This window comes from Buttiauxella sp. JUb87 (assembly GCF_004361975.1).
Classification (GTDB): domain Bacteria; phylum Pseudomonadota; class Gammaproteobacteria; order Enterobacterales; family Enterobacteriaceae; genus Buttiauxella; species Buttiauxella ferragutiae.
On sequence record NZ_SNVY01000001.1, the window covers coordinates 1,294,861 to 1,320,052 of the forward strand.

20 protein-coding genes are annotated in these 25,192 nt (G+C 52.5%); 8 read left to right on the forward strand and 12 right to left on the reverse strand.

Annotation, left to right across the window (positions count from 1 at the left end; translation table 11 throughout):
• Nucleotides 1–158 precede the first annotated feature (158 nt).
• Both EC843_RS06120 and EC843_RS06125 read left to right on the forward strand, forming a co-directional pair.
• Nucleotides 159–2,582 (forward strand): DUF3772 domain-containing protein, encoded by a 2,424-nt coding sequence (locus EC843_RS06120; protein ID WP_133521909.1) that lies wholly within the window; start codon nucleotides 159–161, stop codon nucleotides 2,580–2,582.
• A 216-nt stretch (nucleotides 2,583–2,798) separates the two neighbouring features.
• Nucleotides 2,799–3,173: a hypothetical protein gene (locus EC843_RS06125; protein WP_208111309.1), complete on the forward strand. Its 375-nt coding sequence runs from the start codon at nucleotides 2,799–2,801 to the stop codon at nucleotides 3,171–3,173.
• 516 nt (nucleotides 3,174–3,689) lie between these two features.
• Here the strand turns inward: EC843_RS06125 and EC843_RS06130 are convergent.
• The 4 genes from EC843_RS06130 to EC843_RS06145 all read right to left on the reverse strand — a co-directional run bounded on the left by EC843_RS06130 (nucleotide 3,690) and on the right by EC843_RS06145 (nucleotide 10,845).
• Nucleotides 3,690–5,489 (reverse strand): carbon starvation protein A, encoded by a 1,800-nt coding sequence (locus EC843_RS06130; protein ID WP_064545105.1) that lies wholly within the window; start codon nucleotides 5,487–5,489, stop codon nucleotides 3,690–3,692.
• Between the two features lie 774 nt (nucleotides 5,490–6,263).
• Entirely contained in the window at nucleotides 6,264–7,508 is a 1,245-nt protein-coding gene (locus EC843_RS06135; RefSeq protein WP_133521910.1) for a cytochrome c, read from the reverse strand.
• Nucleotides 7,505–8,059 carry a (2Fe-2S)-binding protein gene (locus EC843_RS06140; RefSeq protein ID WP_064545101.1) on the reverse strand — a complete coding sequence of 185 codons (555 nt, stop codon included), beginning with the start codon at nucleotides 8,057–8,059 and terminating at the stop codon, nucleotides 7,505–7,507. The genes EC843_RS06135 and EC843_RS06140 overlap by 4 nt, the downstream gene beginning before the upstream one ends.
• Nucleotides 8,056–10,845: a molybdopterin cofactor-binding domain-containing protein gene (locus tag EC843_RS06145; protein WP_133521911.1), complete on the reverse strand. Its 2,790-nt coding sequence runs from the start codon at nucleotides 10,843–10,845 to the stop codon at nucleotides 8,056–8,058. The genes EC843_RS06140 and EC843_RS06145 overlap by 4 nt, the downstream gene beginning before the upstream one ends.
• A gap of 202 nt (nucleotides 10,846–11,047) precedes the next feature.
• Between EC843_RS06145 and EC843_RS06150 the strand changes: the two genes are divergently transcribed.
• Together EC843_RS06150 and EC843_RS06155 are read left to right on the forward strand one after the other, a co-directional pair.
• Nucleotides 11,048–11,638, forward strand: coding sequence for a nucleotidyltransferase family protein (locus EC843_RS06150; RefSeq protein ID WP_133521912.1), 591 nt, complete (start codon nucleotides 11,048–11,050; stop codon nucleotides 11,636–11,638).
• Nucleotides 11,625–12,593 (forward strand): XdhC family protein, encoded by a 969-nt coding sequence (locus tag EC843_RS06155; protein WP_133521913.1) that lies wholly within the window; start codon nucleotides 11,625–11,627, stop codon nucleotides 12,591–12,593. The genes EC843_RS06150 and EC843_RS06155 overlap by 14 nt, the downstream gene beginning before the upstream one ends.
• 44 nt (nucleotides 12,594–12,637) lie before the next feature.
• Here EC843_RS06155 and EC843_RS06160 read toward each other — a convergent pair whose 3' ends face one another.
• The 6 genes from EC843_RS06160 to apbC all read right to left on the reverse strand — a co-directional run bounded on the left by EC843_RS06160 (nucleotide 12,638) and on the right by apbC (nucleotide 17,732).
• A complete protein-coding gene (locus EC843_RS06160) occupies nucleotides 12,638–13,108 on the reverse strand; it encodes a DUF1456 family protein (protein ID WP_064545093.1) in 471 nt (156 codons plus the stop codon).
• 68 nt (nucleotides 13,109–13,176) lie between these two features.
• Nucleotides 13,177–13,446 carry a Txe/YoeB family addiction module toxin gene (locus tag EC843_RS06165; RefSeq protein ID WP_064545091.1) on the reverse strand — a complete coding sequence of 90 codons (270 nt, stop codon included), beginning with the start codon at nucleotides 13,444–13,446 and terminating at the stop codon, nucleotides 13,177–13,179.
• Entirely contained in the window at nucleotides 13,430–13,693 is a 264-nt protein-coding gene (locus EC843_RS06170) for a type II toxin-antitoxin system prevent-host-death family antitoxin (RefSeq protein WP_133521914.1), read from the reverse strand. Before EC843_RS06170 ends, EC843_RS06165 begins: the two co-directional genes overlap by 17 nt.
• A 56-nt stretch (nucleotides 13,694–13,749) precedes the next feature.
• Nucleotides 13,750–14,478, reverse strand: a complete 729-nt coding sequence (gene btsR / locus EC843_RS06175; protein WP_064545087.1) for a two-component system response regulator BtsR — start codon at nucleotides 14,476–14,478, stop codon at nucleotides 13,750–13,752.
• Nucleotides 14,472–16,160 (reverse strand): sensor histidine kinase, encoded by a 1,689-nt coding sequence (locus EC843_RS06180; RefSeq protein WP_133522074.1) that lies wholly within the window; start codon nucleotides 16,158–16,160, stop codon nucleotides 14,472–14,474. The genes btsR and EC843_RS06180 overlap by 7 nt, the downstream gene beginning before the upstream one ends.
• A gap of 459 nt (nucleotides 16,161–16,619) precedes the next feature.
• The gene (apbC, locus tag EC843_RS06185) at nucleotides 16,620–17,732 is read right to left on the reverse strand and encodes an iron-sulfur cluster carrier protein ApbC (protein WP_064545083.1); all 1,113 of its coding nucleotides are present in this window, start codon (nucleotides 17,730–17,732) and stop codon (nucleotides 16,620–16,622) included.
• A gap of 163 nt (nucleotides 17,733–17,895) precedes the next feature.
• Here apbC and metG point away from each other — a divergent pair, with 163 nt between their 5' ends.
• On the forward strand, nucleotides 17,896–19,929 hold the full coding sequence (gene metG, locus EC843_RS06190) for a methionine--tRNA ligase (RefSeq protein ID WP_064545081.1): 2,034 nt from the start codon (nucleotides 17,896–17,898) through the stop codon (nucleotides 19,927–19,929).
• 123 nt (nucleotides 19,930–20,052) lie between these two features.
• Here metG and EC843_RS06195 read toward each other — a convergent pair whose 3' ends face one another.
• A complete protein-coding gene (locus EC843_RS06195; RefSeq protein WP_064545079.1) occupies nucleotides 20,053–21,273 on the reverse strand; it encodes an MFS transporter in 1,221 nt (406 codons plus the stop codon).
• 235 nt (nucleotides 21,274–21,508) lie between these two features.
• On the opposite strand from EC843_RS06195, the gene ybjG reads away from it, so the two are divergent.
• A complete protein-coding gene (gene ybjG, locus EC843_RS06200; protein ID WP_064545077.1) occupies nucleotides 21,509–22,117 on the forward strand; it encodes an undecaprenyl-diphosphate phosphatase in 609 nt (202 codons plus the stop codon).
• Between the two features lie 90 nt (nucleotides 22,118–22,207).
• Nucleotides 22,208–22,975 (forward strand): DNA-binding transcriptional repressor DeoR, encoded by a 768-nt coding sequence (gene deoR, locus EC843_RS06205; RefSeq protein WP_133521915.1) that lies wholly within the window; start codon nucleotides 22,208–22,210, stop codon nucleotides 22,973–22,975.
• Between the two features lie 134 nt (nucleotides 22,976–23,109).
• Here deoR and dacC read toward each other — a convergent pair whose 3' ends face one another.
• Nucleotides 23,110–24,315 (reverse strand): serine-type D-Ala-D-Ala carboxypeptidase, encoded by a 1,206-nt coding sequence (gene dacC, locus EC843_RS06210; RefSeq protein WP_064545073.1) that lies wholly within the window; start codon nucleotides 24,313–24,315, stop codon nucleotides 23,110–23,112.
• Between the two features lie 248 nt (nucleotides 24,316–24,563).
• Here dacC and EC843_RS06215 point away from each other — a divergent pair, with 248 nt between their 5' ends.
• Entirely contained in the window at nucleotides 24,564–25,190 is a 627-nt protein-coding gene (locus EC843_RS06215) for a glutathione S-transferase family protein (RefSeq protein ID WP_064545071.1), read from the forward strand.
• The last annotated feature ends 2 nt before the right edge of the window (nucleotides 25,191–25,192 follow it).

Sequence of the window (25,192 nt, forward strand, 5' to 3'; positions counted from 1 at the left end):
GTGGCCAATTAGCAGAGCAACACGGTTCATATGGCCGCCAACCTGACGCCATCGGGAACATAAATAGACTTACTCTGATTGGCATCCGCTAAATTCCGAGTATCCTTATCCGCTTGTCTCCAATTTCTGTCTTTTCGATATCCCGGAAAATTCTTTCTATGCGTAAACCATTAAGAATGCCGCTGCTCTTACTGGCATTGCTATCTTGTTTGATGATGACCCCTTTTCTTTCTCAGGCTGATGACGCCGCCGGGCAATCTGCTACGGAAGAACCGGTTAAGGTCAACGCCAGCACTGAGTTACCTGCGTTGCAAAAACGCCTGGATTCACTCAAACAGCGCGTCTCGACTGCGAAAGCGGACAAACAGTTCACCACCCTGAATGACGATGCGCTAAAACTGGTCAGTGATGCGGATAAGCTCGCCGTTGCTTTGGCTCCGCAGTTGGCACAGATTCAGGGGCAACTGGATGTGCTTGGGCCAGCCCCGGCACCGGGTACGCTGACGGAAACACCGCAGGTTGTCAGCCAGCGCAAACAATTGAACAACAGTAAAACCTTGCTCACCACGCAAATTGAGCAAAGCAAAGCCATTGCCGTGGGGGCGCAAAACCTCTCATCACAAATTTCAGGGCTGCGTCGTGACGCACTGAAAACCCAAATCGCGCTTAACACCGGCAGTATTCTTGGCGAGAACTTCTGGTCGCCAGTCTTTGACCCAAGCGATAAAGATGCCTCGCGTTTCGACGATTTCGGCACACAAGTGAGTGCGGCCTGGCATCAGGCCTGGAGCGACGACTGGCGTTTTGGGAGCGCAGTTTATCTGCTGCTGGCGTTAGCCATTGGGCTATTTGGCCGCAAAGCGCTGGACAAGCCAATGAATTGGGTGCTGCCTCGCTGGCTGCCGCAAGGTCGTTTTCGTCGCAGTTTCCTCGCCTGCTTTACCACATTAAGCACCACGCTGACGCTGGGTATCAGCATGCAGTTGTTGTGCTATACCCTGACCCGCCTGCCTGACACCTCGCAATGGGTGCTTGAATTTGCCGACCAGATGGTCGAACTGACCTATTTTTCAGCGGTGATTGCTGGCCTGGGTATCGCGTTACTGTCAAATAGCCATCCTTCCTGGCGTCTGCCGGGTATTGCCGACCCACTGGCAAAAACGCTGGCCTCGTTCCCAATTTTGCTGGCAACCTTCATCTTTATCTTTGGCATCATCGAACAGTTGAATGCGTTAGTCGGTGCCAGCATTGCCGCCACGCTGTTTGGCAACGGACTGGCGGCCTTACTGGTGGCGCTCAATTGCCTGATTGCACCGATTCGGGTGAACAGGATCCGCCGAAAAATGAGTGCCGAAGGCGAGCAAACCGAGGCCCGCTCGACGGTTGCCGGTCTGATTCATCTGGTCATTAGCCTGACTGCCTTCGTTATCCTGATGGCATTGCTGATTGGCTACATTCCGCTGGCGCGCTTCGTCACGTTCGAACTGCTGTGGATTGGCCTGGTGGTTTGTAGTCTATATCTGCTGATTCATTTCGTGGTCGATTTATGTGAAGCGGTCTTTTCACCAACCACCCAGAGCGGGAAGCTCCTCAAAAGCACGCTGAGCCTTAATGACCGCCATCTCTCGCTTGCCGCCACGCTGTTCTCCGCTTTAGGCAAAACCAGCCTGTTGGTGATGGCCGCCGTTGCACTGTTGAATGGCACCTTCGGCACCACGACGCCGATGGAGTTGCTGATCAAAATTGCCGAAATATGGGGCGGTAAAGGTCTCGAAGGGATGAATATTATCCCGGCACACGCCGTTAACGCCGTGTTGTGTCTGGCTGTCGGCTGGTATGTACTGCGCTCAACACGCCGCTGGCTGGATAACGATTTCCTGCCAAAAACCAATATGGACAGGGGCCTGCGTGCCTCGCTGGTCACGCTGTTCACCAACGTCGGCTACGTGCTGATTATCATGCTCACGCTGTCGATGCTGGGCATTGAATGGAACAAACTGGCGTGGATCGTCAGTGCCTTGTCGGTAGGTATCGGTTTTGGTTTACAGGAGATAGTGAAGAACTTTATCTCCGGCCTGATTCTGTTAACTGAGCGCCCGGTGAAAGTGGGAGATTTGGTGAGTATCAGCGGCGTTGAGGGCGATATTCGCCGTATTAACGTGCGCGCCACCGAGATCCAGTTAGGTGACAAATCCACGGTTATTGTGCCCAATTCACAGCTTATTTCGCAGAACGTGCGTAATGCCACGATGGGTAACGCGCAAGGCGTGGCAACCATTACGCTGACCTTCCCGCTGGATATCGACCCGGAGCAAGTGCGTAATTTGCTGCTCGAAGCCTATAAGCTGCATGAATCTATTCTGGAAAACCCCGCGCCGTCAGTCAGCTTTAAAGAGCTGGGGCCAACCGGGATTGTGCTGAGTGTCACCGGTTATGTGAATAGCCCACGTATGGTCAGCTCAACGCGTAGCGACCTGCTGTACGAGATCCTTAAAATGCTACGTGCCGCAGGGATAAGCCTGAGCCAGACACAAACGATGGTTCTCGAACAACCTGCCCCTAAACGCGCAACTGAAGAATAAGAGCCTGGCCGCAACGCCTGAAACGCGTTGCGGCTTTATTCTCTGCTCCCACAACACATCAATATTAAGAATCTTTACCCCCTCAACTCATTCACCAATTTGATATAAGTCAATATCGTATCTGGCGCACGGCAGCATTATCTCGCACCGGAAATATTCCACTTCTCGACTTCACCACGGTGAAGATTGAGCACGATAATGATAAGAGAGTTAATGATGAGCAAACTAAAAACGATGGCGCTGGTTCTGGGTTTTGTCGCCTTTTCCGCGAGTGCCGCATTGCCGCTGTTTAACGGCAAAGGTCATCCGGGCGAAGTGCATATCGACCAGGGCGGCCCGGTTTATCTCAACGGTAAACAGATGAAGCTGAAGAAAGTAAACGATAACTACTATGAAGCCACCGGCCAGGGCGTAGTGTTGTCGATTGCTATTTCTCCAGATGGTAGCGCGGGTGTTAGCTGGACCGGTAAAAACCGCGCGAACGGTATGATCATGCCAGCCGGTGAAGCTTCCGCTAAAGGCCCTTCAGGCCGTGAACTGGATTGCAGCCGTGCTGATTTGACCAACGCAGAAATGAAAGCCTGCCAATAAAAAAACCGGTCATGGAAGACCGGCTTGAGACTGATGACAAACTTCTTCGTAGGTCGGATAAGCGCAGTGTCATCCGACACAACTGGCGTAAATGGTGGATGACGCTACGCTTATCCACCCTACAAAACACATTTATCACCCTTTATCAGCAATCTGAAGCCGGTCATGGAAGACCGGCCTGAGACTGATGACGAAACTTCTTCGTAGGTCGGATAAGCGCAGCGCCATCCGACACAACTGGCGTAAATGGTGGATGACGCTACGCTTATCCACCCTACAAAACACATTTATCACCCTTTGCCAGCAATCTGAAACCGGTCATGGAAGACCGGCTTGAGACTGATGACAAACTTCTTCGTAGGTCGGATAAGCGCAGCGCCATCCGACACAACTGGCGTAAATGGTGGATGACGCTACGCTTATCCACCCTACAAAACACATTTATCACCCTTTATCAGCAATCTGAAACCGGTCATGGAAGACCGGCTTTTAGTACTGCTTAAATAACGACTTAAGTTATGACAACAATTCAATCGGCTCTGAGTTACCGCGAGCACGCCACAGCACAAACCAGCGTTGAATCGACGCTACCATAATCACCAGCCCCAACGCGACCATCACAATCGAAATCGTACCGTTGAAGATGTTGAAGCCTTTAGCTGCGCTATTGAAGTAAACGTTCTTCACCATCCAGTAGGCGGCATAGTTTACTGTCACATACAGATACGACAGCGGGATCAGACAGGTCAGTACGTACCAGCGTTTTTCCGACATACGCAGAATAATGGTCGCACCGATCATCAGGCCAATGGAAGCCATCAGTTGGTTCGATACCCCAAACAGCGCCCACACTGAGTTGATGTCGCCGGAGTTCAGCAGATAACCCCACAACACGCAGGCCACGATGCTGCAACCAATTGCGCCAGGCATCCAGTTGGTGCGTTTCAGCGGAGACCAGATGTCGCCGAGGAAATCTTGCAGCAAGTAACGCGCAACACGGGTACCGGAATCTACCGCAGTCAGGATAAATACCGCTTCAAACATGATGACGAACTGGAAGAAATACGAGGCTAAATGGCTGAACCACGGGATACGCGTGAAGATGTCTGCCATCCCCACTGCCAGAGTCACGGCCCCACCGGTACGCCCGTATAAATCCAGGCCGATGGATTCGCTAAGCTGTGGCAGATTGACCACATCCATGCCAAGACCGGCAAAGACTTCAGGTGTCGCGTTGATGGCGAAGTAATCCGCAGGATGCAGAGCGGTTGCCGCGATTAACGCCATCACACCGACCACACATTCAGCCAGCATCGCACCGAAAGCCACTGGCAGAATGTCGTTCCATTTATCGATTTGCTTCGGCGTGGTACCGGAACCGATAAACGCGTGGAAACCAGAAATCGCGCCACAGGCGATGGTGATAGAAATAAACGGCCAGACTGGGCCTGCTAATACCGGGCCGTTACCGTGAATAAATTGCGTCACCGCCGGGAACTGAATTTCCGGGTTAATGAACACCACACCAATCACCAGCGCACCGAATACGCCGATTTTCATGAAGCTGGAGAGGTAACCACGCGGCGTAAGCAGCATCCACACAGGCAATGCGGTGGCAAAAAATGCATAGAATGGCAGAACCAAACTGACGGTAGATGCGCGGAAACTCAGCCATTCACCGAAAGCAGATTCCTGAATATACGGCCCTGCAATCACACAGGCGAAAATCACGATAATGCCAACCCAGGTTGCACCACGCATGCTGCCGGTGAAACGCTCCCACAGACCGACACCAATCGCCACCGGGATGGTCATGAACACCGCGAAGGTGCCCCACGGGTTACGTTCCAGTGCGTGAACCACCACCATCGACAAACCTGCCATGGTAATCGTGATGATAAATAACATCGCCAGGCCAGTACACCAGCCGGCTACAGGCCCCAGCTCCGCTTTCGCCACTTCTGAGAGTGACTTACCGCGGTGCTTCATGGAGGCAAAAAGTACCACGGTATCGTGTACCGCACCGCCCACCACGCAGCCAATTAACAGCCATAAGAAGCTTGGCAGATAACCGTATTGTGCTGCCAGCACCGGGCCGACCAACGGACCAGCGGCGGCAATCGCCGCAAAGTGGCTGCCAAAGTTAACCCATTTTTTAGTTGGGACGTAATCTTTGCCGTCCTCAAGAATATGTGACGGTGTGATTTCCGAGTCATCGGCATTCAACACTTTACGGACGAAAAACACCCCGTAAAGGCGATAGCAGATAGCCAGAATACACAGGGTCGCGATAACAAACGTTAGTGCGTGTTGCATAACCCACTCCAGTGCCAAAGATAAAAAGTTCAGCGATATGCTGGCATAGGGTGGGAGTGCAATGAGCGGGAGTTTTAGTGAGTGGTCAAATGGCGGGATAAGCGGTTAGATATGGGGAGTAAGTGGTATAGCCTATGGCGGAGCGGCGATTTTCCGTTCACCTGAGGGGAGCCTATGGCGGATCGGTGATTTTCCGTTCACCTGAAAGTTATTTGATCCCACATAGATTAGTGAACGGTGAACGTATCAAGGGGTTTACGCCAACCCCTTGATAATCCAGGCGTCCGGCAAGTCAATCGCCGCTGCGCGGTAAACCTCCATTTTGCCTCCGTGTCCGGGTCGGTTGCGATTCGCTCCCGGCGATCGCGCCCTCCAGCCGTTCCCGACGGCTGGACCCGGCCACCTGGAGTCAAAACGGAGGCGATTGAAGCCGGAACCCAAGGTCAACTTCAAAACCAAAACCAACAGACCACACCGCGCTGGTTTTGACCTTGTTCCCGGCTTCAATCGCGCCGTTTTTTACCCTTCAGTCGGGGTCACGTGGTCGGGAACCACGTGAGAGAGCGATCGTCCGGAACGAGTCGCGAACGACCCCGAATGTTGGGTGAAAAACGGTGTTTACCGCTTGCGGCGATTGATTTGCCGGGCGACGGGGTCGTAAGGGGGATGTCGTAATCCCCCTTACACGTTCACCGTTCATTGATATTTATGGGGAAGGAGAACTTCCAGGTGAACGGAACACCGCCATACCCGGCATAGGCCCCAACGCCCAGTTTACTTCTGCGCTGCCCGCAACGCTTTCACCTGCTCCGCCGTCACATCCCCCGGCAAACCACCCCACGTCACGCGCAGGTAATTCACCAGTTCAGCAACTTGCTCATCGTTCAAGCGGTCACCGAAACCAGGCATACTCTGCATACTTTCGCCGTTCGGGAAATTCTGCGCTGGCAGGCCGTCAAGTACTGAGACAATCAGGTTTTTGGCATCTGGCTGGCGCAACGTGGCGTTGTTGAGCATCGACACCGCCACGTGCGGTTTGCCCTCGCCTTCACGTGCGTGGCAACCGGCGCACTGGTCGAGATAAGTCATGCGCCCTGCTTCGTTACCTTTGCCCAATGCCGCCGGAACCGCAGCAGGAGGCATTTCGCCCATCAGATACGTCGCCATCGCTTTTTGATCTTCAGGCGTCAGATGCTGGGTGCTGAGGTCGACCACCATGTGCATTTCGCTAAACGCGCTGCCCTGCGGGGCAAAGCCAGTGGTGAGGAATTGCTTCACATCGTCAGGCGTCCAGCCACGTTGTGCTAACGCTTTTGGCGTAATATCAGGAGCCATAAAGCGCCCTAATTCCCCGCCTTGCATCGCTTTATCCAGCTTCATCTGTCCGAGTAACCCACGCTCGGTATGGCATTCACCGCAATGCCCCAGCACATCTGCCAGATAACGCCCGCGCTGCCAGTCGGCAGAATTACCTTCAGATATCGCCGGTAAAGGATCCTTGTTATGGAACAGAATATTCCAGCCAATCAGCGCGATACGCTGGTTGAACGGGAAACTCATTTCGTTATCTGGTGTTGCCACATTGACGGCCGGGCGCGTCATCAGATACGCGTAAATATCATCTGAATCCTGGCGCGAGATATTTTTGTAAGAGGTGTATGGCATCGCCGGGAACAGGTGACGCCCGGTCGGGGTCACACCTTCGGTCAACGCTTGATAGAAATCGTCCTTCGTCCAGCGACCAATGCCGTTATCCGCAGAGGGTGTCAGGTTGCTGCCATAAATGGTGCCGTAAGGGGACTCTAACGGATAGCCGCCCGCCAGTGGTGCGCCGCCAGATGCGGTGTGGCAAGCCGCGCAGTCAGCGGCTTTTGTCAGATAACGACCACGTTCGATTTGTTCCTTGCTGGCGGTCACTTTCTGCACCGGGCCGTCATACGTGCGGTATTCCCGCCAGTACAAAATCGCCACAATAATGACGACAATCGCCAGCACAATTAGCGCAAGACGTTTTTTCATTTCACCGCCTCCTTCACTAATCCTGGCGTTTTCAGCACCACATCACGCACCGCTTCGTAGTAGCGCACGTAGCCGGTACAGCGGCAGATATGGTTTTCCAGCGCAGTAGAAATTGCCCCTTCCAGTTCTTCACGGGCAATCGGTTCGCGCTTGAGTTTTTCAACGAAAATCGTCGCCGCGTTGACAAAGCCCGGTGTGCAGTAGCCGCACTGGAAGCTGTAATGATCGAGGAAAGATTGCTGAATTGGTGAAAGCTCGACCACTTCGCCTTGTTCATCAACTTTGGCGTGGCCTTCAACGGTGCGCACTTTTTTGCCGTTAAAGAAATGCGCGCCGGTAATGCAGGTGCGCACTTCTTCGCTGGTGCCGCTTGGGTTATCAACAATCGCCACACAGGCGTGGCAAATCCCCTGCCCGCAACCCAGACGTGAGCCAGTCAAATAGACATATTCATGCAGGAAATCGATCATCATCAACCCTTCAGGCACGTCGATTGGGCCGTACGATTTGTTGTTGATGGTCAGCGTCATTGGTTTAGTTTTGATGCTCATGGTAATACCTCACGAATATTTTCAGCACGGACAGGCAAATCACGGAAACGGTGGCCGGTGGCGTCGGCGATGGCGTTAACCAACGCGGCAACCACTGGGATCATCACGACTTCAGCCATACCTTTTGGCGGGTCGGTTTCCGAAAGCGCAGGCAGCACATCGCCAGTCTGTTTCCAGACCGCAACGTCGCTGGCACGCGGCAGGTGATAACGGTTGAAGTTCCATGTGCCGTTGCCGGGTCCGTCTTCATAAAGCGGTAAATATTCGTGTAGCGCGTGGCCGATACCCATCGCCAGCCCGCCCTGCAATTGCCCGGAAACCAGCTCCGGGACGATTAAATTGCCGCACTCCATAATCGAGTGGTGATTCAACAGTTCGACTTCGCCGGTCGCCAGGCTCACAGCCACTTCAGCCAGCGTGCCGACTGCGCTGTAATAGGTTACAGAGGCGTTATTACGCTGGGTTGGCGGATAGTAAACATGTTCGCGGGCAAGTGTGGTGAATTCACCGTTGCCGTTACGCACCGACAGGCCGTCAATCGGCAGGCGTTTGCTTTGTCCGCCAATGTTGAAATCGGCTTCGGCCCACTGCCAGCGGTTAAAGACGTGTACCGTCGCACCGGTCATCATCCCCATTTCGTGGGCTTTTTTCGCCAGCAGTTCGAGGCTTAAAATTTCCATGCCAGCGGCAGTTAAACCGCCTTCTACCCAACGAGCGTCTTCGATACGCACCACTAATGGTGCAGCCTGACCGCCGCCAATACCGGTGGTCCAGATAGACATTGCCGCAGGCCACAAGCCGTGTTCAAACACCAGGCGTGCCGCTTCACGCGTGCTGTGGGAGAAGTAATATGCTGAGTTACTGGCGCTGGATGGCGAACAGTAAGACGGCGACCAGGAAGGGTTCGCCGCCAGTTTGTCCTGTTCTTCCTGCGACATAATGTATGGGTCGCCGCTGGTGACAACCGGCAGCGTGCTCCAGTCCGTGACCGAGAAATGCGCTTCGTCAGCAGGTTTCCCCAGCCATTGTGCGCACAGCACCGATTGCGAAGTCGACATGCCGGTACCCATTTCCGCGCCGCTGTGATGCAAAGCTATGCGCCCGTCAGCACTGACTTCTACCCGCGCAAACGAGGTTTCCGCTCCGGTGCCAAAATCTTTTTGTACACAACCAAAGCCCACGCCAAAGCGCTTGCCGGGGTTCTTCATTTCAAATTCAGCTTTACGTTCAGCACGTTTCAGCCACATCTCATGTTTTGCAGCTTTTGCCAGCACTTCATCCACACGAATCGCCCCAGCCGGGATCGCCCCCTGGGTGTTTTTCATGCCCGATTTCAGCGCGTTGCGCATACGGAATTCAATCGGATCAATCTTCAGTTCTGCAGCAATTTCATCGACCATCATTTCGGTGGCAGCCATGCTTTGCAGCGTGCCGTATCCGCGAGCGGAACCGGCATCAATAGCGCGAGAAGCAACGCCCACCGCCGATAAATCACTTTTCGGGAAGTAGTAAATGGACTGCGCCGCCGTTGCTCCAACCATCGACACAGACGGCGTAAAGTTGCTGCGCCCGCCGCCGTTGGCCGTCATATCGCCAAGGAACGACTGCATGATGCCGGTATTTTTGTTGACCGCGATGGTGTAATTCATGTCAAAGGCGTGGCGTTTGAGCGAGCTCTGGAACTGCTCGTAACGGTCGTTCGCCAGGCGCACCGGATGCCCGTCGCCATACATTGCCGCCACCGCGCCGTAATACGGGAAGTTGTAGTGATCTTTGGAACCGTAACCGACGGTGTAACACGGATGCAGAATCAGCTGTTTCACCGGCGTGGTGCGTTTTGCCAGCATGCGTGGCATTTCGTCAGCCACTTCCTGCGGGGATTGCGTTGGCACAACTAAGTGCAAAGTTTGGGTCGCTTCATCGAACCAGCCGTTGGCGTTATCTGGCTCAAGTGCCGCGGTATCGATAGATTGGGTGGTGTAACGGCGAGACATGACCAGCCAGTCTTGTGGCGGATTTTTCAGTTCGTCAGCAATTTGGCCTGCGTAGAACATCCCTTCTTCATCGAGTTTGCCGCCTTCACGCCCTTCCGGCCAGACCGGCAAATGCCTTCTCATCGACAACGGGAAAATCGGCATATCTTTCAGACTGGAGAAATGGTCGTCATCTTGCGAAGTTGCGCCACCGACGCGCACGAAGCGGAAAGTGCCCCATGGGTCACGCTCCAGCGGGCCAGTTTCAGCGCCGTATTGGATCACTTCGTCTTTGAATTTCAGTTTATCTTTGGCAAAACGAAAGCGAGCAAAATCGTGGTAGATCAGAATAGCGACCGCTTGCCCGAGGTAAGCTGGCGTTTTGCCGGTCGGCAGGAGCATGTCTTCGCCGTAAAACGCCGGGAATGCCAGGCCATCACGCGCCAAATCAACGGCTGTGACAACGCGATCCGGTTTCAGGTCATCGCCTAATAGCGAGAGATCGATACCATTAAACAGCCTGTCGGCTTTGGTGGTGCGCAGAATAAAAGCGTGCGCCTGTTTCTGCGGCCAGTGCGGCATATCGACAGCGCGAATATCACGCGCAAAAACTTTATGCCCCATGACTTTCGCCCGGCCATCAATACGGAAACGGATGCGCTTGTTTTTCGCATCCCAGTTCGGAGACTGGAGAATTTTTTGCTCAAATAGCGCGGCATAGGCTCGGCTATAGAGAGGGGCGAGATAGACCGCGACTCCGGCAACCACCGCGCGTTTAATAAAGCTGCGCCGTGATGGATTAAAATTGCTCATAAAACATCCCATTTAAATTATTATTGTCTTTTTTTCAAACAATTGAGTGTATTTTCAACGTATTTCCGTAGTGAATATAAGTATATGTATTTAACTTAAATCATGTGAGAATTAACATCTCATTTTCATAAAAAAAACATTGTTGCGCAAATCATTGGCGTTTTGGCGCAAATAGAAAAGCACTGAGGAATCAGTCTTGAACATGAAAGCTGGCATTATTATCACCGCAGCCGGGCGTGCAGAGCGCTTCAAAAAAGCGGGTGGACAAGGCAATAAACTCAATGCGTTGCTCAACGATGGCAGCGTGTTTGCGCAAACACTGCACCATGCTCTGGCTTCTGGCCTTGCGGTACATGTGGTGACGCGTCCGGAAAATAGTGAAATTCAAGCGTTGTGCCGCGCACAACAGGTTCCCTTTACGCTTATCGCGAGCAGCGGATTGGGCGAGTCGATTGCCGCAGGTGTTTGCGCAACCCCACAGTGGCATGGCTGGCTGATTCATCTGGCGGATATGCCGTTTGTCCCCCCTTCTGTTTTTGTCGAAGTTGCACAGGCTCTGGAATTTCACCCTTTGGTGCGCCCTTATGTGAATGCACAACCTGGCCATCCGGTGGGGTTTTCACCGGCCTGGTTTGGCAAGCTTTGCCAGTTAACCGGTGACAACGGTGCGCGGGAATTGCTGCGTGGTGAAACCATTCATTTTATCGAAGTTAAAGATAGCGATTCACAGCGCGATATCGACCTCCCCTCACAACTGATACAACGGAGTGAGAAAAATCATGCAGCACCTTGATATCAGCGTGGTCCACCAGGCGTGTATCTGGCTTGTTCAGCAACCGGTTTGGTTGTGTACGGTATTAAACACTTATGGTTCATCGCCCCGTTCACCAGGAGCCTTGATGGTCGCCACCGCAGATCGGCGTTTTTGCGGTTCGCTTTCCGGTGGCTGTGTAGAAGAGGATTTTTTGCAACGTATAGCGCAAGGTGAGTATCAACAAGCCAGCCAGATTGTGCGTTATGGCGAAGGAGGGCTGGAACCAGGGATAGCACTACCCTGTGGCGGCGTGCTGGATATTTTGGTCGAATACCTGCCTGCTACGCCGGGAAATGTGGAATATCTCGAAAAAATGCATCAGGCGCTGAATGGCCATTTTGCGCTGGAAAAATGCCTGACGTTGCCTGAGCCTTGCCGCCATCTGGAAGTGAAAGAATTCGCTGATATGACCCAGGTTGCACGCGATGGACAACAGGTGACACTGCATATTGCCGCCGCTCCACGCCTGCTGATTGCCGGGTTGTCGAGTGTGGCGCTGTATTGCGCCGAGTTTGCCAGTGCGTTGGGTTTTGAAGTGTTAGTTTGCGAGAACCGTCCAGAAGTGCTGGAAAACTTTGCCGCCCAGCTAAAAGCTGACATTACGCTGCTGAAACAGTTTCCGGCTAACTATCTTGAGCAACACCCCTGCCACGCTAATACCGCGATTGTCGCGTTGACCCACGATCCACGCATGGATGACCTGACGATGATGGAAGCGGTGAATACACCCGCATTTTACATTGGTGCGATGGGGTCGCAAAAGAACAGTGCGCGCAGGCTTGAGCGCTTAGAAAAACTTGCGGAGTTAAGCACATCAGAGCTGCAACGTATTCACGCGCCCATTGGCTTGCCGCTTGGCAGCAAGACACCCGCAGAAATTGCTCTGGCGGTGATGGCGGATATCGTGAAACGGAAAAATGAAGCGCGGGGATAATTTTTTGGGCGGATAAGCGTAAGCGTCATCCGCCGCAATAAGGCTTACTTCTTCGCGACGTGCACGCGAGCAGTTAAACCACGCAGGAAGTAACGCAGGAACTGGTCGCCACATTCGCGGAAGTTTTTGTTCTCTGGAGCGCGCATCATCGCGGTGATTTCTGGCATTGAGATGCGGAATTCCTGGGTGGTCAGAATTTCCAGAACGTCGTCGGTTTTCAAATCAAACGCAATACGCAGCTTTTTCAGGATGATGTTATTGGTCATCTTGCGTTCAATTTTCGGTGCAGGTTTGCTTTCATCCTTACCGCGTTTGAAGTAAATCAAACCGTTAAGGAAGTTCGCCATCAGGATGTCTGGACACAGTTTGAAGTTCTCTTCATCTTCTTTTTTGGTCCAGGTTACGATTTGCTCAGCAGTCACGGCAGTGTCGGTCAGGGCGAAAATTTTCACCATATCGTCGTTGCCCAAATTCAGCATGTAGCGCACGCTGCGTAATACGTCGTTATTCATCATAGTGATGGTTCTCTCGTTCTAAATCTTGAAAGCGGGCAGTATATAGCGTTCTGAAGCTGTGCGCAGATTTAGTAATGCAGGCGACACTGGAAAATGGTGAGCAGATCGTCGCTAACACTATAAACCAGACGATCGGCCTCGTTTATCCGCCGGGACCACAACCCACTGAGGTTTTCACGTAACGGTTCAGGTTTTCCTAAACCATCAAAAGGATTTCTTTGCGCATCTTCAATCAGTTTATTAATGCGCTTTAACGTCTTTCTATCTTGCGTTTGCCACCATAGATAATCATCCCAGGCGTGATCGGTCCATGCGAGTAATCTATTCGTTGTCTTCATCAATAATCTCTCTCCGTGAGATTTTACCTGCCTGTACCTGCGCCATTGATTCCATCAGGCGTGTCGCATTTGCCGGAGAGCTGAGCAAATGAACGGTTTCCATCAAGGAATTGTAGTAATCCAACGACATCACTACCGCATCTTCAGCATCACGGCGGGTGATAACTGTAATATCGGCATTGTCCACAACGTCATCAAGAACGGTTTTGAGCCGATTACGCGCCTCAGAAAATGTAATAACCTGCATGTAAGCTCCACTTGTGCAATTTATTGTACAAGTATAGGCCGGTGAGTGGATAAAAACTACATCGCTTTTAGCCCCAACGCCTCTTTCAGGCTCTTTAAATAGCGGCGGCTAACCGGAACGGATTGCCCGTCGCGCAGCATTAGCTCTGCCTGGCCGCCATCTTCAAAACGGATCTCTTTGAGGTGCTTCATATTGACCAGATATTGCCGATGGCAGCGTACCAGGGGAGTGCGGCTTTCCAGCGTACGTAATGTGAGTTCAGTAAATCCTTCAGTACCTTGCGCGTTAGTGACATACACACCGCTCATCCGGCTACTGGCAAACATCACTTCTTCCATTTGTAGCAGGTAGATGCGGCTCTGCCCGGTACACGGGATAAATTTGAGATCTTCCTGGTTTGGTGCCAGCAGGGTGATGTCTTGATCGATGCGTTCATGGCGCAAACGGTGCAAGGTTTTCTCCAGCCGTTTGCTGTCTATCGGTTTGAGCAAATAGTCAAAAGCATGTTCTTCGAATGCCCGTACCGCGTATTCATCAAACGCGGTGAGAAACACGATGTACGGACGCTGTTCAGGGTCGAGCATGCTCGCCATTTCCAGGCCGCTGATGCGTGGCATCTGAATATCCGCAAACACCACGTCAGGGTGCAAACGATGCACAGCACCAATCGCTTCAACTGCATTACCACACTCCCCCACAATCTCAATGTCAGGCTCGTTTTGCAGCATGATGCGCAAGTTTTCACGCGCCAGCGGCTCGTCGTCGACAATCAGTACTTTTAACATGGGGTTTCCTCCAGAGGTAAACGTAGGGTAATACGGGTAAACCGGTCTGCTTCCATATCCACTTTAATACCGCAGTCATCGCCGTAGCGGGCTTGCAGGCGTTTATCCACGAGGCTCATACCCAGCCCGCTGGCACTGGGGTTTTCCTGATATAACCCGGCGTTGTCTTCCACAGACAAGTGCAGATGTTCGCCTATTTGACAGGCGTTAATGGTAATTTCTCCCACCCCGAGCAGTTGCGAGGTGCCGTGTTTAATCGCATTTTCGACAATCGGCTGCAAAGTGAAGGCGGGTAAGCGAACCAGCGCCAGCGCCTGCGGAACATTCAGTTGCACGCGTAAGCGCGACTGAAAACGTGCTTGTTCGATTTGCAGATAGGCGTTCACATGCTCGATTTCATCGGCAAGTGTCACTATCTCGCTCGGGCGCTTTAAGTTTTTACGGAAGAATGTCGAGAGATATTGCACCAGTTGGCAAGCCTGTTCGTTATCGCGGCGGATCACCGCCACCAGCGTATTCAGTGCGTTAAACAAGAAATGCGGGTTGACCTGCGCGTGGAGTAGTTTGATTTCTGATTGCGTGAGCATCTGCTTTTGCCGTTCGTACTGCCCCGCCAGAATCTGTGCGGATAACAGTTGTGCGATGCCTTCGCCAAGCGTGCGGTTAATCGAGCTGAACAGGCGGTTTTTCGCTTCATACAGTTTGATGGTGCCAATCACGCGGCTGTTTTCGCCGTACAGTGGGATCACTAACGTTGAGCCAAGCTTGCAGTTTGGATGCAGCGAGCAGCGGTAAGGTACTTCGTTACCATCGGCATACACCACTTCACCGCGTTCAATGGCCTGCCAGGTGTAAGCCGAAGAAATCGGGCGGCCCGGCAGATGGTGATCCGCGCCAATGCCGGTAAACGCCAACAACTTTTCATTGTCGGTAATCGCGACGGCACCGATATCCAGCTCCTGATGCAGTACCTGCGCCACTTTCATGCTGTTTTCCTGGTTAAACCCCTGGCGCAAAATCCCTTCGGTGGAGGCCGCAACTTTCAACGCCGTGGCAGAAAATGCCGAGGTGTATTTTTCAAGCATCGCGCGTTTGTCTAGCAAGATGCGCATAAACAGCGCGGCACCGACGGTGTTGGTCACCATCATCGGCGCGGCAATACTTTTCACCAGGTTGAGTGCGTCAGCGAACGGGCGTGCAATCAGCAGAATAATGCCCATCTGGAAGAATTCAGCCAGCAGCGTGATACCACCGGCGGTCAGCGGGTTAAACAGCAAATCGCTGCGCCCACGGCGAATCAGCAAACGGTGTAACAAGCCGCCGAGCAAGCCTTCAACAATGGTAGAAAACATGCAGCTCAGCGCGGTCATGCCGCCCATGGAATAACGATGTAGCCCACCGGTTAGCCCGACCAGGCCACCCACCAACGGCCCGCCGAGCAACCCGCCCATCACCGCGCCGATCGCTCGCGTATTGGCGATGGAGTCATCAATGTGCAGACCAAAATAGGTACCCATAATGCAAAAAATGGAGAAGGTGACGTAGCAGAGTAATTTGTGTGGTAAACGAACGGTGACCTGCATCAGCGGGATAAACAGCCGCGTTTTACTCATCAACCAGGCGATAACCAGATAGACGCACATCTGCTGAAGCAGCAGTAACACCAGGTTAAATTCGTACATTGCGCCCGCCGTTGAGTCTTTGAGGGCGCGTAACATACAACGTTCACGCTTAACTTTCTTTGAAGCGATTCAATAATTATTGATTTTGGGAATAAATAGCCCTCACCCCGGCAATTTTGTCAGGTTGAGCTCTGTAAGATGAGAGGTTTTTCCGTTCACCAGTGTGTTCAGTTATCTCTTTAATTCCCGAAAACGGTGAACGTGCCAGGTGGCTCACGCCAGCCCCCTGGCAACCCCGGCGCCCGGTGATTAAATTGCCGGGAGTCCGGGTTCTTAGGGTGGCGACGGTGGTCACCCTAAGACGTTCACCGGTTCAGTGGCTATGTGAAACACTGAACACTGGGTGAACGGAACTGTCTCCCGACTCGCGCAGATGTGACTAAGAGACAGCCCCTGGAGAGGGAACTCGGTTTTCTCCTTCTCCCTCAGGGAGAAGGTCGGGATGAGGGTTGTTTTAAATTACACCGCTCTAAACGCGATATCCGCCGGGATCACTTCACCCTGCCAGTAAAGCGTTGAGGCCACACTTCCCGCCAGTTGGCGGTAGATTGCAGTAAATTCGCTTTCCGGACGGCTGACCACTGTCGGTTTACCGGCATCAAGATCTTCACGCAGCGTAATGTGCAATGGCATCTGCCCCAGCAATTTGGTGTGGTATTGATCCGCCAGTTTCTGCGCACCGCCGGTGCCAAAAATCGCTTCGTGATGGCCGCAGTTACTGCAAATGTGCATGCTCATGTTCTCAACGATGCCCAGTACCGGCACGTCGACTTTCTCGAACATGACGATGCCTTTGCGCGCATCAATTAACGCAATATCTTGCGGCGTGGTGACCACCACAGCGCCGGTAACCGGAATGTTTTGCGCCAGCGTTAACTGGATATCACCCGTACCCGGCGGCATATCCAGCACCAGGTAATCTAAATCCGGCCACATGGTTTCTTGCAGCATCTGCATCAGCGCTTTGCTGGCCATTGGGCCGCGCCACACCATGGCGTTTTCGTCTGTGACCAGGTAACCGATGGAGTTGGTTGCCAGACCATGCGCCACAATCGGCGTCATGTGTGTGCCGTCCGGTGAGGTTGGGCGTTCGTGTTCTGCACCCAGCATGGTCGGGATTGATGGGCCATAAATATCCGCATCCAGAATCCCGACTTTCGCCCCTTCGGCAACCAGCGCCAGCGCCAGGTTGACTGCCGTACTCGACTTGCCAACTCCACCTTTGCCAGAGCTGATCGCAATAATATTCTTCACGCCGTTAATGCCAGGGTGGTTCTTCACGCGTTTTAACGTGGCGATGTTGTGGCTGAGTTTCCAGTCAACCGCTTTTGCGCCGGTGATGCGCAATAAGTCTGAGCTGCATTGCTCTTGTAAAGCCTCAAAACCACTACGCCAGGCGAACGGCATCAACAGCTCGACGTGTAACGTGTCATCGAGCATCGCGACATGATGCAGGGCTTTTAGGGCGGTCAGATTATGTTTGAGGGTGGGGTGCTGAAAATTGGCCAGTGTCCCGGCGACCATAGCGCGTAGCTGCTCGGGGGATTTGCTTGCCTGGGATTGAGAGTTCATCCCGACTCCTTATGTTTTTTTATCGGACATTGCAGTTTGTTAAGCATACCAGAAGCCATCCGGCGCGATAAAAATTTCCTTGTGCACCTTGTGTGGTTTACCGCGGGGCGGCACTCGGTTAACATCTAAAGCCCTTTTCTCTTTAGAAGATGCAATTTCTACTATGGCTCAAACCGCGAAAAAATTATTGGTAACGTGCGCACTTCCGTACGCTAACGGCTCAATCCACCTCGGTCATATGCTGGAGCACATTCAGGCTGATGTCTGGGTCCGTTACCAACGAATGCGCGGAAACACGGTCAACTTCATCTGCGCAGACGATGCCCACGGCACACCTATCATGCTGAAAGCACAGCAGTTAGGCATTACACCAGAGCAGATGATTGCCGAAATGAGCCAGGAGCATCAGACTGATTTCGCTGGTTTTAACATCAGCTATGACAACTATCACTCTACGCATAGCGATGAAAACCGTGAGCTGGCGTCGCTGATTTATGGCCGCCTGAAAGAGAACGGTTTTATTAAAAACCGCACCATTTCTCAGCTCTACGATCCGGAAAAAGGCATGTTCCTGCCGGATCGTTTCGTCAAAGGCACCTGCCCGAAATGTAAAGCTCCAGACCAATACGGCGATAACTGTGAAGTTTGTGGCGCAACTTATAGCCCAACCGAGCTTATCGACCCGAAATCGGTGGTGTCTGGCGCAACGCCTGAAATGCGTGATTCCGAGCACTTCTTCTTTGATTTGCCATCGTTTAGCGAAATGCTGCAAGCCTGGACCCGAAGTGGTGCGCTGCAAGAGCAAGTGGCGAACAAAATGCAGGAGTGGTTCGAGTCTGGCCTGCAACAGTGGGATATCTCCCGCGATGCGCCTTATTTCGGCTTCGAAATTCCTGGTGCACCGGGTAAATATTTCTACGTCTGGCTGGATGCGCCAATCGGTTACATGGGTTCGTTCAAAAACCTGTGTGACAAACGCGGCGATACCGAAAGCTTCGACGAATACTGGAAGAAAGATTCCACCACCGAGCTGTATCACTTCATCGGTAAAGACATCGTTTACTTCCACAGCCTGTTCTGGCCAGCCATGCTGGAAGGCAGCGGTTTCCGCAAGCCGACCAATTTGTTTGTCCACGGTTATGTGATGGTCAACGGCGCGAAGATGTCCAAATCGCGCGGTACGTTCATTAAAGCCAGCACCTGGCTGAACCATTTCGATGCCGACAGCCTGCGTTACTACTACACCGCGAAACTGTCCTCACGTATCGACGATATCGACCTGAATCTGGAAGATTTCGTGCAGCGTGTGAATAGCGACATCGTCAACAAAGTGGTCAACCTGGCTTCCCGTAACGCAGGCTTTATTGCCAAGCGTTTTGACGGACAACTGTCTGCACAAATCGCTGACCCGGCGTTGTACAAAACCTTCACCGATGCGGCGCAGTCAATTGGCGAAGCGTGGGAAAGCCGCGAATTCGGTAAAGCCGTGCGTGAAATTATGGCGCTGGCCGACGCAGCAAACCGTTATGTCGATGAGCAAGCACCATGGGTAGTAGCAAAACAAGAAGGCCGCGATGCCGACCTGCAAGCCATCTGCACCATGGGCATTAACTTGTTCCGCGTGTTGATGACCTGGCTGAAACCGGTTCTACCTACGCTTTCTGAGCGAGCTGAAGCCTTCCTGAACTGTGAGCTGAGCTGGGATGGCATCAACACCCCGCTGGTGAACCATAAAGTGAATACCTTCAAAGCGTTGTATAACCGCATTGAGATGAAACAGGTTGAAGCGCTGGTTGAAGCCTCGAAAGAAGAAGTGAAAGCGACAACGGCACCGGTAACTGGCCCACTGGCGGATGACCCGATTGCTGAAACTATCGCGTTTGATGATTTTGCCAAAGTGGATTTGCGTGTTGCGCTGATTGAGAAAGCAGAATTTGTTGAAGGTTCTGACAAGCTGCTGCGTCTGTCATTGGATCTGGGCGGCGAGAAACGTAACGTGTTCTCGGGTATCCGTTCTGCTTATCCTGATCCCGCCGCACTTGAAGGCCGTTTGACGATTATGGTCGCCAACCTGGCACCGCGTAAAATGCGCTTCGGCATCTCTGAAGGGATGGTGATGGCAGCAGGTCCTGGCGGGAAGGATATCTTCCTGTTAAGCCCGGATAGCGGCGCACAAGCGGGTATGGCTGTTAAGTAATTTGTCCCCTCACCCCGGCCCTCTCCCAAAGGAGAGGGAGGAAACCGGACTCCTCTCTCCCTCAGAGTGAAAACCGGCTATCCCCTCTCCCTCAGGGAGAGGGTTAGGGTGAGGGTGGTTTTGCTACGCGTCAGTGCGATTACCCACACTCTTATCTTTCAAAAACACGAACATCAAACCCAGCCAGATAACCCCACCCAACAAATTCAGCAGGCTGAACAAACCATTGCCACCAAACAGATAAGCATGCTTACTCACCTCGATACCAACGGTGAAAATTAGCATCTGCAACATACCCATCGCCGCCGAGACAGTACCTTTGCTCATATCACTGGCGAACAGTGTCAGACGCACCAGGCCTGCGTTGGCAAGGCCAATACCAAAGGCGTAAATACTCAATCCGGCCGTCATCCATAGATACGCATGGGACGATGCTACGGTTGCTACAGCGGCAACCACCAGCCCCGGCACAATCCACCAGCCGCCAAGAATAATCAGCGAGCGTACGCTACGGCGTGAGGTTAAACGCGCCAGCACCAGGTTACCCAGAATCAACGCGCCAAAGATCGGCACTTGCAGCAACCCGTATTCGTAGGTCGACAGTTTTTCACCGCTGATAATGATAATCGGTGATTGCGCAATCCACGCCAGTAGCGGCAGGCTAACAAAACCAATCGCCAGCGCGCCTGCAACAAAACGCCCGTTGCTCAGCACCAGCTTGTAATCATGGCCCAAATCTCGCAGCGAGAGCTTCTCACCCAGACGCGTCGCAGTTTCCGGCATTGCACGGTGTAATCCGTAAAACGAAAATGCCGCCAGCGCCGCAAACAGCACAAACATGGTTTCCCACGGCGCGTAATGAATCCACGCGGCACCGACCAGCGGGCCAAGCAATGGAGCGATTAGCGCCACATTCGCCATTAGCGCGGTGATTTTTATACACACCGCTTCCTCGAAGGATTCCTGGATTGCGGCATACCCCACCGCGCCAATAAAGCACAGGCTGACGCCCTGTAAGAACCGCAAGAAGGTAAATTGCTCGATATTCTGCGCCAGCAGCGTGGCAAGACAGGTGACGATAAACCACACCACGCCGGTCAACATCACCGGGCGACGGCCAATACGGTCTGATAGCGGCCCGAGCAACCACTGTAAAAACATCCCGCCCGCCAGATAGGCCGTCATGGAGGTCGGCACCCATTCGATTCCCGCATTGTATTGCTCAACAACCGCCAGCATGCCTGGCTGGATCATATCGTTGCCGATATAGGTCGAGAATTCATAGAGCACCAGGCACAGCGGGAACAGCAATGCCTGGCGACCCAGTCGCTTATTATTTTGCATGAGTTACTCAGAAGGATAATGACTTGAAGAAACGAAAAACATGCGCAGTTTAATAAATTGCCAGCGCAGTAGATAGTCATTGTTGCAAACAACCGGTCGATTGTTCTGTGGTTTAAGGTTCTCTTAATATCCTCTACATAATCTGTAAATTCTCTTTTGGCTCCAGGTGCCCGAGCAAGGCGCAATGAATTTTTAGCCTGGCGCTATTTTTGCTGGTTTAGGGACTTAAAACATTATGCTCGAACAACTCAATCAGGCACTTTTCTTGCTGATTAACGCCACGCCAGAATCACCCGAGTGGCTAATTAAGCTCGCGATTTTTATCGCCAAAGATTTGATAAGCATCGTACCGTTGCTGATTGCCATTCTTTGGTTGTGGGGCCAACGCCAACACATGGCAGCCCAACGAATGATGGTTATCAAAACCGCTTTAGCTCTGATTATCAGCGTGTCGTTATCGTGGATTATTGGCCATCTCTTCCCGCATGACAGACCGTTCGTCACTGGATTTGGCTATAACTTCATGCATCATGCACCGGACGACTCGTTCCCGAGCGACCACGGCACGGTGATTTTCACTTTCGCGCTGGCATTTTTGCTCTGGCATCGTGTGTGGTCGGGTGTGCTGTTGTTTGCCATCGGTTGCGTCATCGCCTGGTCGCGAGTTTATCTCGGCGTGCACTGGCCGCTGGATATGCTCGGTGGGTTGCTGGTCGGACTCTGTTCTTGCCTGCTGGCGCAAATGGTATGGAATCTGCTTGGCAAACAGATGTATGCAAGCCTGCATCAGGCTTATCGTGTCTGTTTTGCCCTGTTCATCCGCAAAGGCTGGGTGCGTGACTAACTGTTTTTGCAAAGGTAAGATGCGTTAATTAACGCCCTCACCCTAACCCTCTCCGCCTGGAGAGGGCACAAAAAGGTTTAGCTGCTCATCATGGAAACCCGGCGCGACGAACGCATCAACCGCCTGATTCAGGCGCTTAAACGCAGCGACAAAATTCACCTCAAAGAAGCATCTGCTTTGTTAGGTGTCTCTGAAATGACCATTCGCCGTGACCTGAGCAATGACGCTGGGCCGGTCGTACTGCTGGGCGGCTATGTGGTTCTCGAACCCCGTAGCGTCACCGCCAATCACTATCTGCTAAGTGACCAGAAAACCCGTTGCATTGAGGAAAAACGCCACGCTGCACGCCTCGCAGCGGCACTGGTGCGCCCGCATCAAACGGTGTTTTTTGACTGCGGCACCACAACGCCGTACATCATTGAAGCCATCGATGACTCTCTGGAATTTACCGGCGTTTGTTATTCGTTAAACACTTTTCTGGCGTTGCAGGATAAACCCGGCTGTCGGGTGATTTTAAGTGGCGGTGAATTTCACGCCAGCAATGCGATTTTCAAGCCGATTAATTTCCAGGAATGCCTGAATAATTTTTGCCCGGACATCGCTTTTTTCTCAGCGGCAGGCGTTCACCCTCGTCATGGCGCAACCTGTTTTAATCTTGATGAATTACCCGTAAAAAACTGGGCATTAGCGATGGCACAACAGCGTGTACTTGTCGTCGACAGCAGTAAATTTGGCAAAGTTCGCGCAGCCTGCATGGGGCCACTTTCCGCATTTGATTTGCTAATCAGCAACGAACAACCCGACGCCGAGTTTGTGGCGTTTGCCACGGCGGAAAATCTTGCCCTGCAATGGAAATAGCAAAATAGTCCTCCAAAATAATTCGAGTCGCAGAAAGGCGGCAAAGGAGTGAAGCCCCAGGAGCTTACATAAGTAAGTGACTGGGGTTCACGAGTGCAGCCAACGCATCTGCGGCTCGAAGTATGAAGGAGGGATTAGGCAAACCAGCTGCCGAACCACGAATGGAACTTCATCATCACAAAGTCCCACATCCGGCTAAAGAAACCACCCTCTTCCACTGGCTGCATCACCATTAACGGACGCTGTTCGATTGACTTGCCGTTAAGCTGGAAATCGATAGTCCCGACAACCTGGCCTTTTTTCAGCGGCGCGGTCAGTTGTGGATCGTTAAGTTTGAAACTTGCCTTCAGGTTCTTCAGTTGGCCGCGCGGAATGGTAACCGAGCCACCTTCACCCGCACCCAAATTCACTTCGCTTTTATCACCGAACCACACGCGCTGAGTGACAAAAGTAGCATCTGGTTTAATCGGCGTGACGGTTTCAAAGAAGCGGAAGCCCCACGTCAGCAGCTTTTCACTTTCATTGAAACGAATACGGTCAGTTTTGGTGCCCAGCACCACGGAAATCAAACGCATATCGCCAGAAGTTGCGGAGGCCACCAGGTTGTAACCTGCGCCTGTGGTGGTGCCGGTTTTCATGCCGTCGACGTTAAGATTTGAGCTCCACAACAAGCGGTTACGGTTCGGCTGCTTGATGTTGTTAAAGGTGAACTCTTTCTCTTTGTGGATGGCGTACTCTTCTGGCACATCGTGAATTAAGGCTTTGCCCAGCAGCGCCATGTCGCGTGCGGTACTGAACTGCCCTGGCGCATCAAGGCCGTGTACGGTTTTGAAGGTGGTGTTAGTGAGATTCAGCTTTTGCGCATAGTTGTTCATCAGGCTGACGAACGAATCCTGGCTGCCCGCCACATAATCGGCAATCGCGATGCTGGCATCGTTGCCTGACTGAATGATCACGCCTTTATTTAAATCTTCAACCGAGACTTTATCGCCGGGTTTAAGGAACATCAGCGAAGATCCACGCAGCGCCGGGTTACCGGTGGCCCATGCGTCTTTGCCGACGGTGACCATATCGGTCAGTTTGATTTTATCGGCTTTGATAGCCTGGCCAACCACATAGCTGGTCATTAATTTGGTCAGACTCGCCGGATCGAGCTGCAAATCGGCATTACCCTCCGCCAGTACTTTGCCGCTGGCGTAATCCATTAAGATCCAGGCTTTAGCATCAACTTGCGGTGCATCAGCCGTCTGTTCAGCACTCACCGCAGGTGCGGCTAACAGCAGCAGGGTTGACCCTGCCAGTAAAGCTCGTAGCGAAGCAGGAATTTGCAAAGTTTTCATAACACCACCCAGTATCCATTCTAAAAAAGTCACGACACACGCCGTTACTTAATATTTCAAGTTGCCAGTAAGCTAACGTGTGAAACCGCTTAATGAAACATAGCGTTGGTAAAGTTTTTTAAGTTTATTCGATAACTGCGTGAGTTGCCGCCACGTTGATGAGTTTTTTAGCAACCGTTGAACTTGCGTGCTGTTTTCTTCGCCAGCACACGGCATACTGAGATGCAAACTAACAAAGAGGAAACAAAATGATCACAGTTTGGGGCAGAGACAATTCAACGAATGTGAAGAAAGTTTTGTGGTGCCTGGAAGAGTTAGGCGTGGAATACCGCTCGATTCCGGCTGGTGGAAAATTTGGCAAAACCCATGATGCAGAATATCTGGCGATGAACCCAAATGCGCTGGTGCCGTGTATTCACGACGATGCCACCGACCTGACGCTGTGGGAATCCAATACTATCGTGCGTTATCTGGCCGCACAGTATGGCAAAGAATCGCTGTGGATTGCCCAACCTGCCGCTCGAGCACGCGGTGAAAAATGGATGGACTGGGCAGCTACCTCGTTGGCAGGCCCACACCGTGGCGTGTTTTTCAGCCTGGTGCGCACCGCGCCGGAATTGCGCGATCAAAAGCTGATTGAAGACAGTGTCGACGCCTGTAACGCCCTGTTTGCCATGGTGGACGCCGAACTGGCGCAGCAAAAATGGTTGGGTGGCGAGACATTCAGCGTGGCGGATATTGCGCTGGCGCCAAGCGTTTATAACCTGTTCAATCTCGATATCAAGTGGAATGATTTCCCCAACCTGCAACGCTGGTATCAGCAACTGACCCAGCGCCCGGCATTCAAGAAAATCGTTATGATTCCATTGAGCTAAAA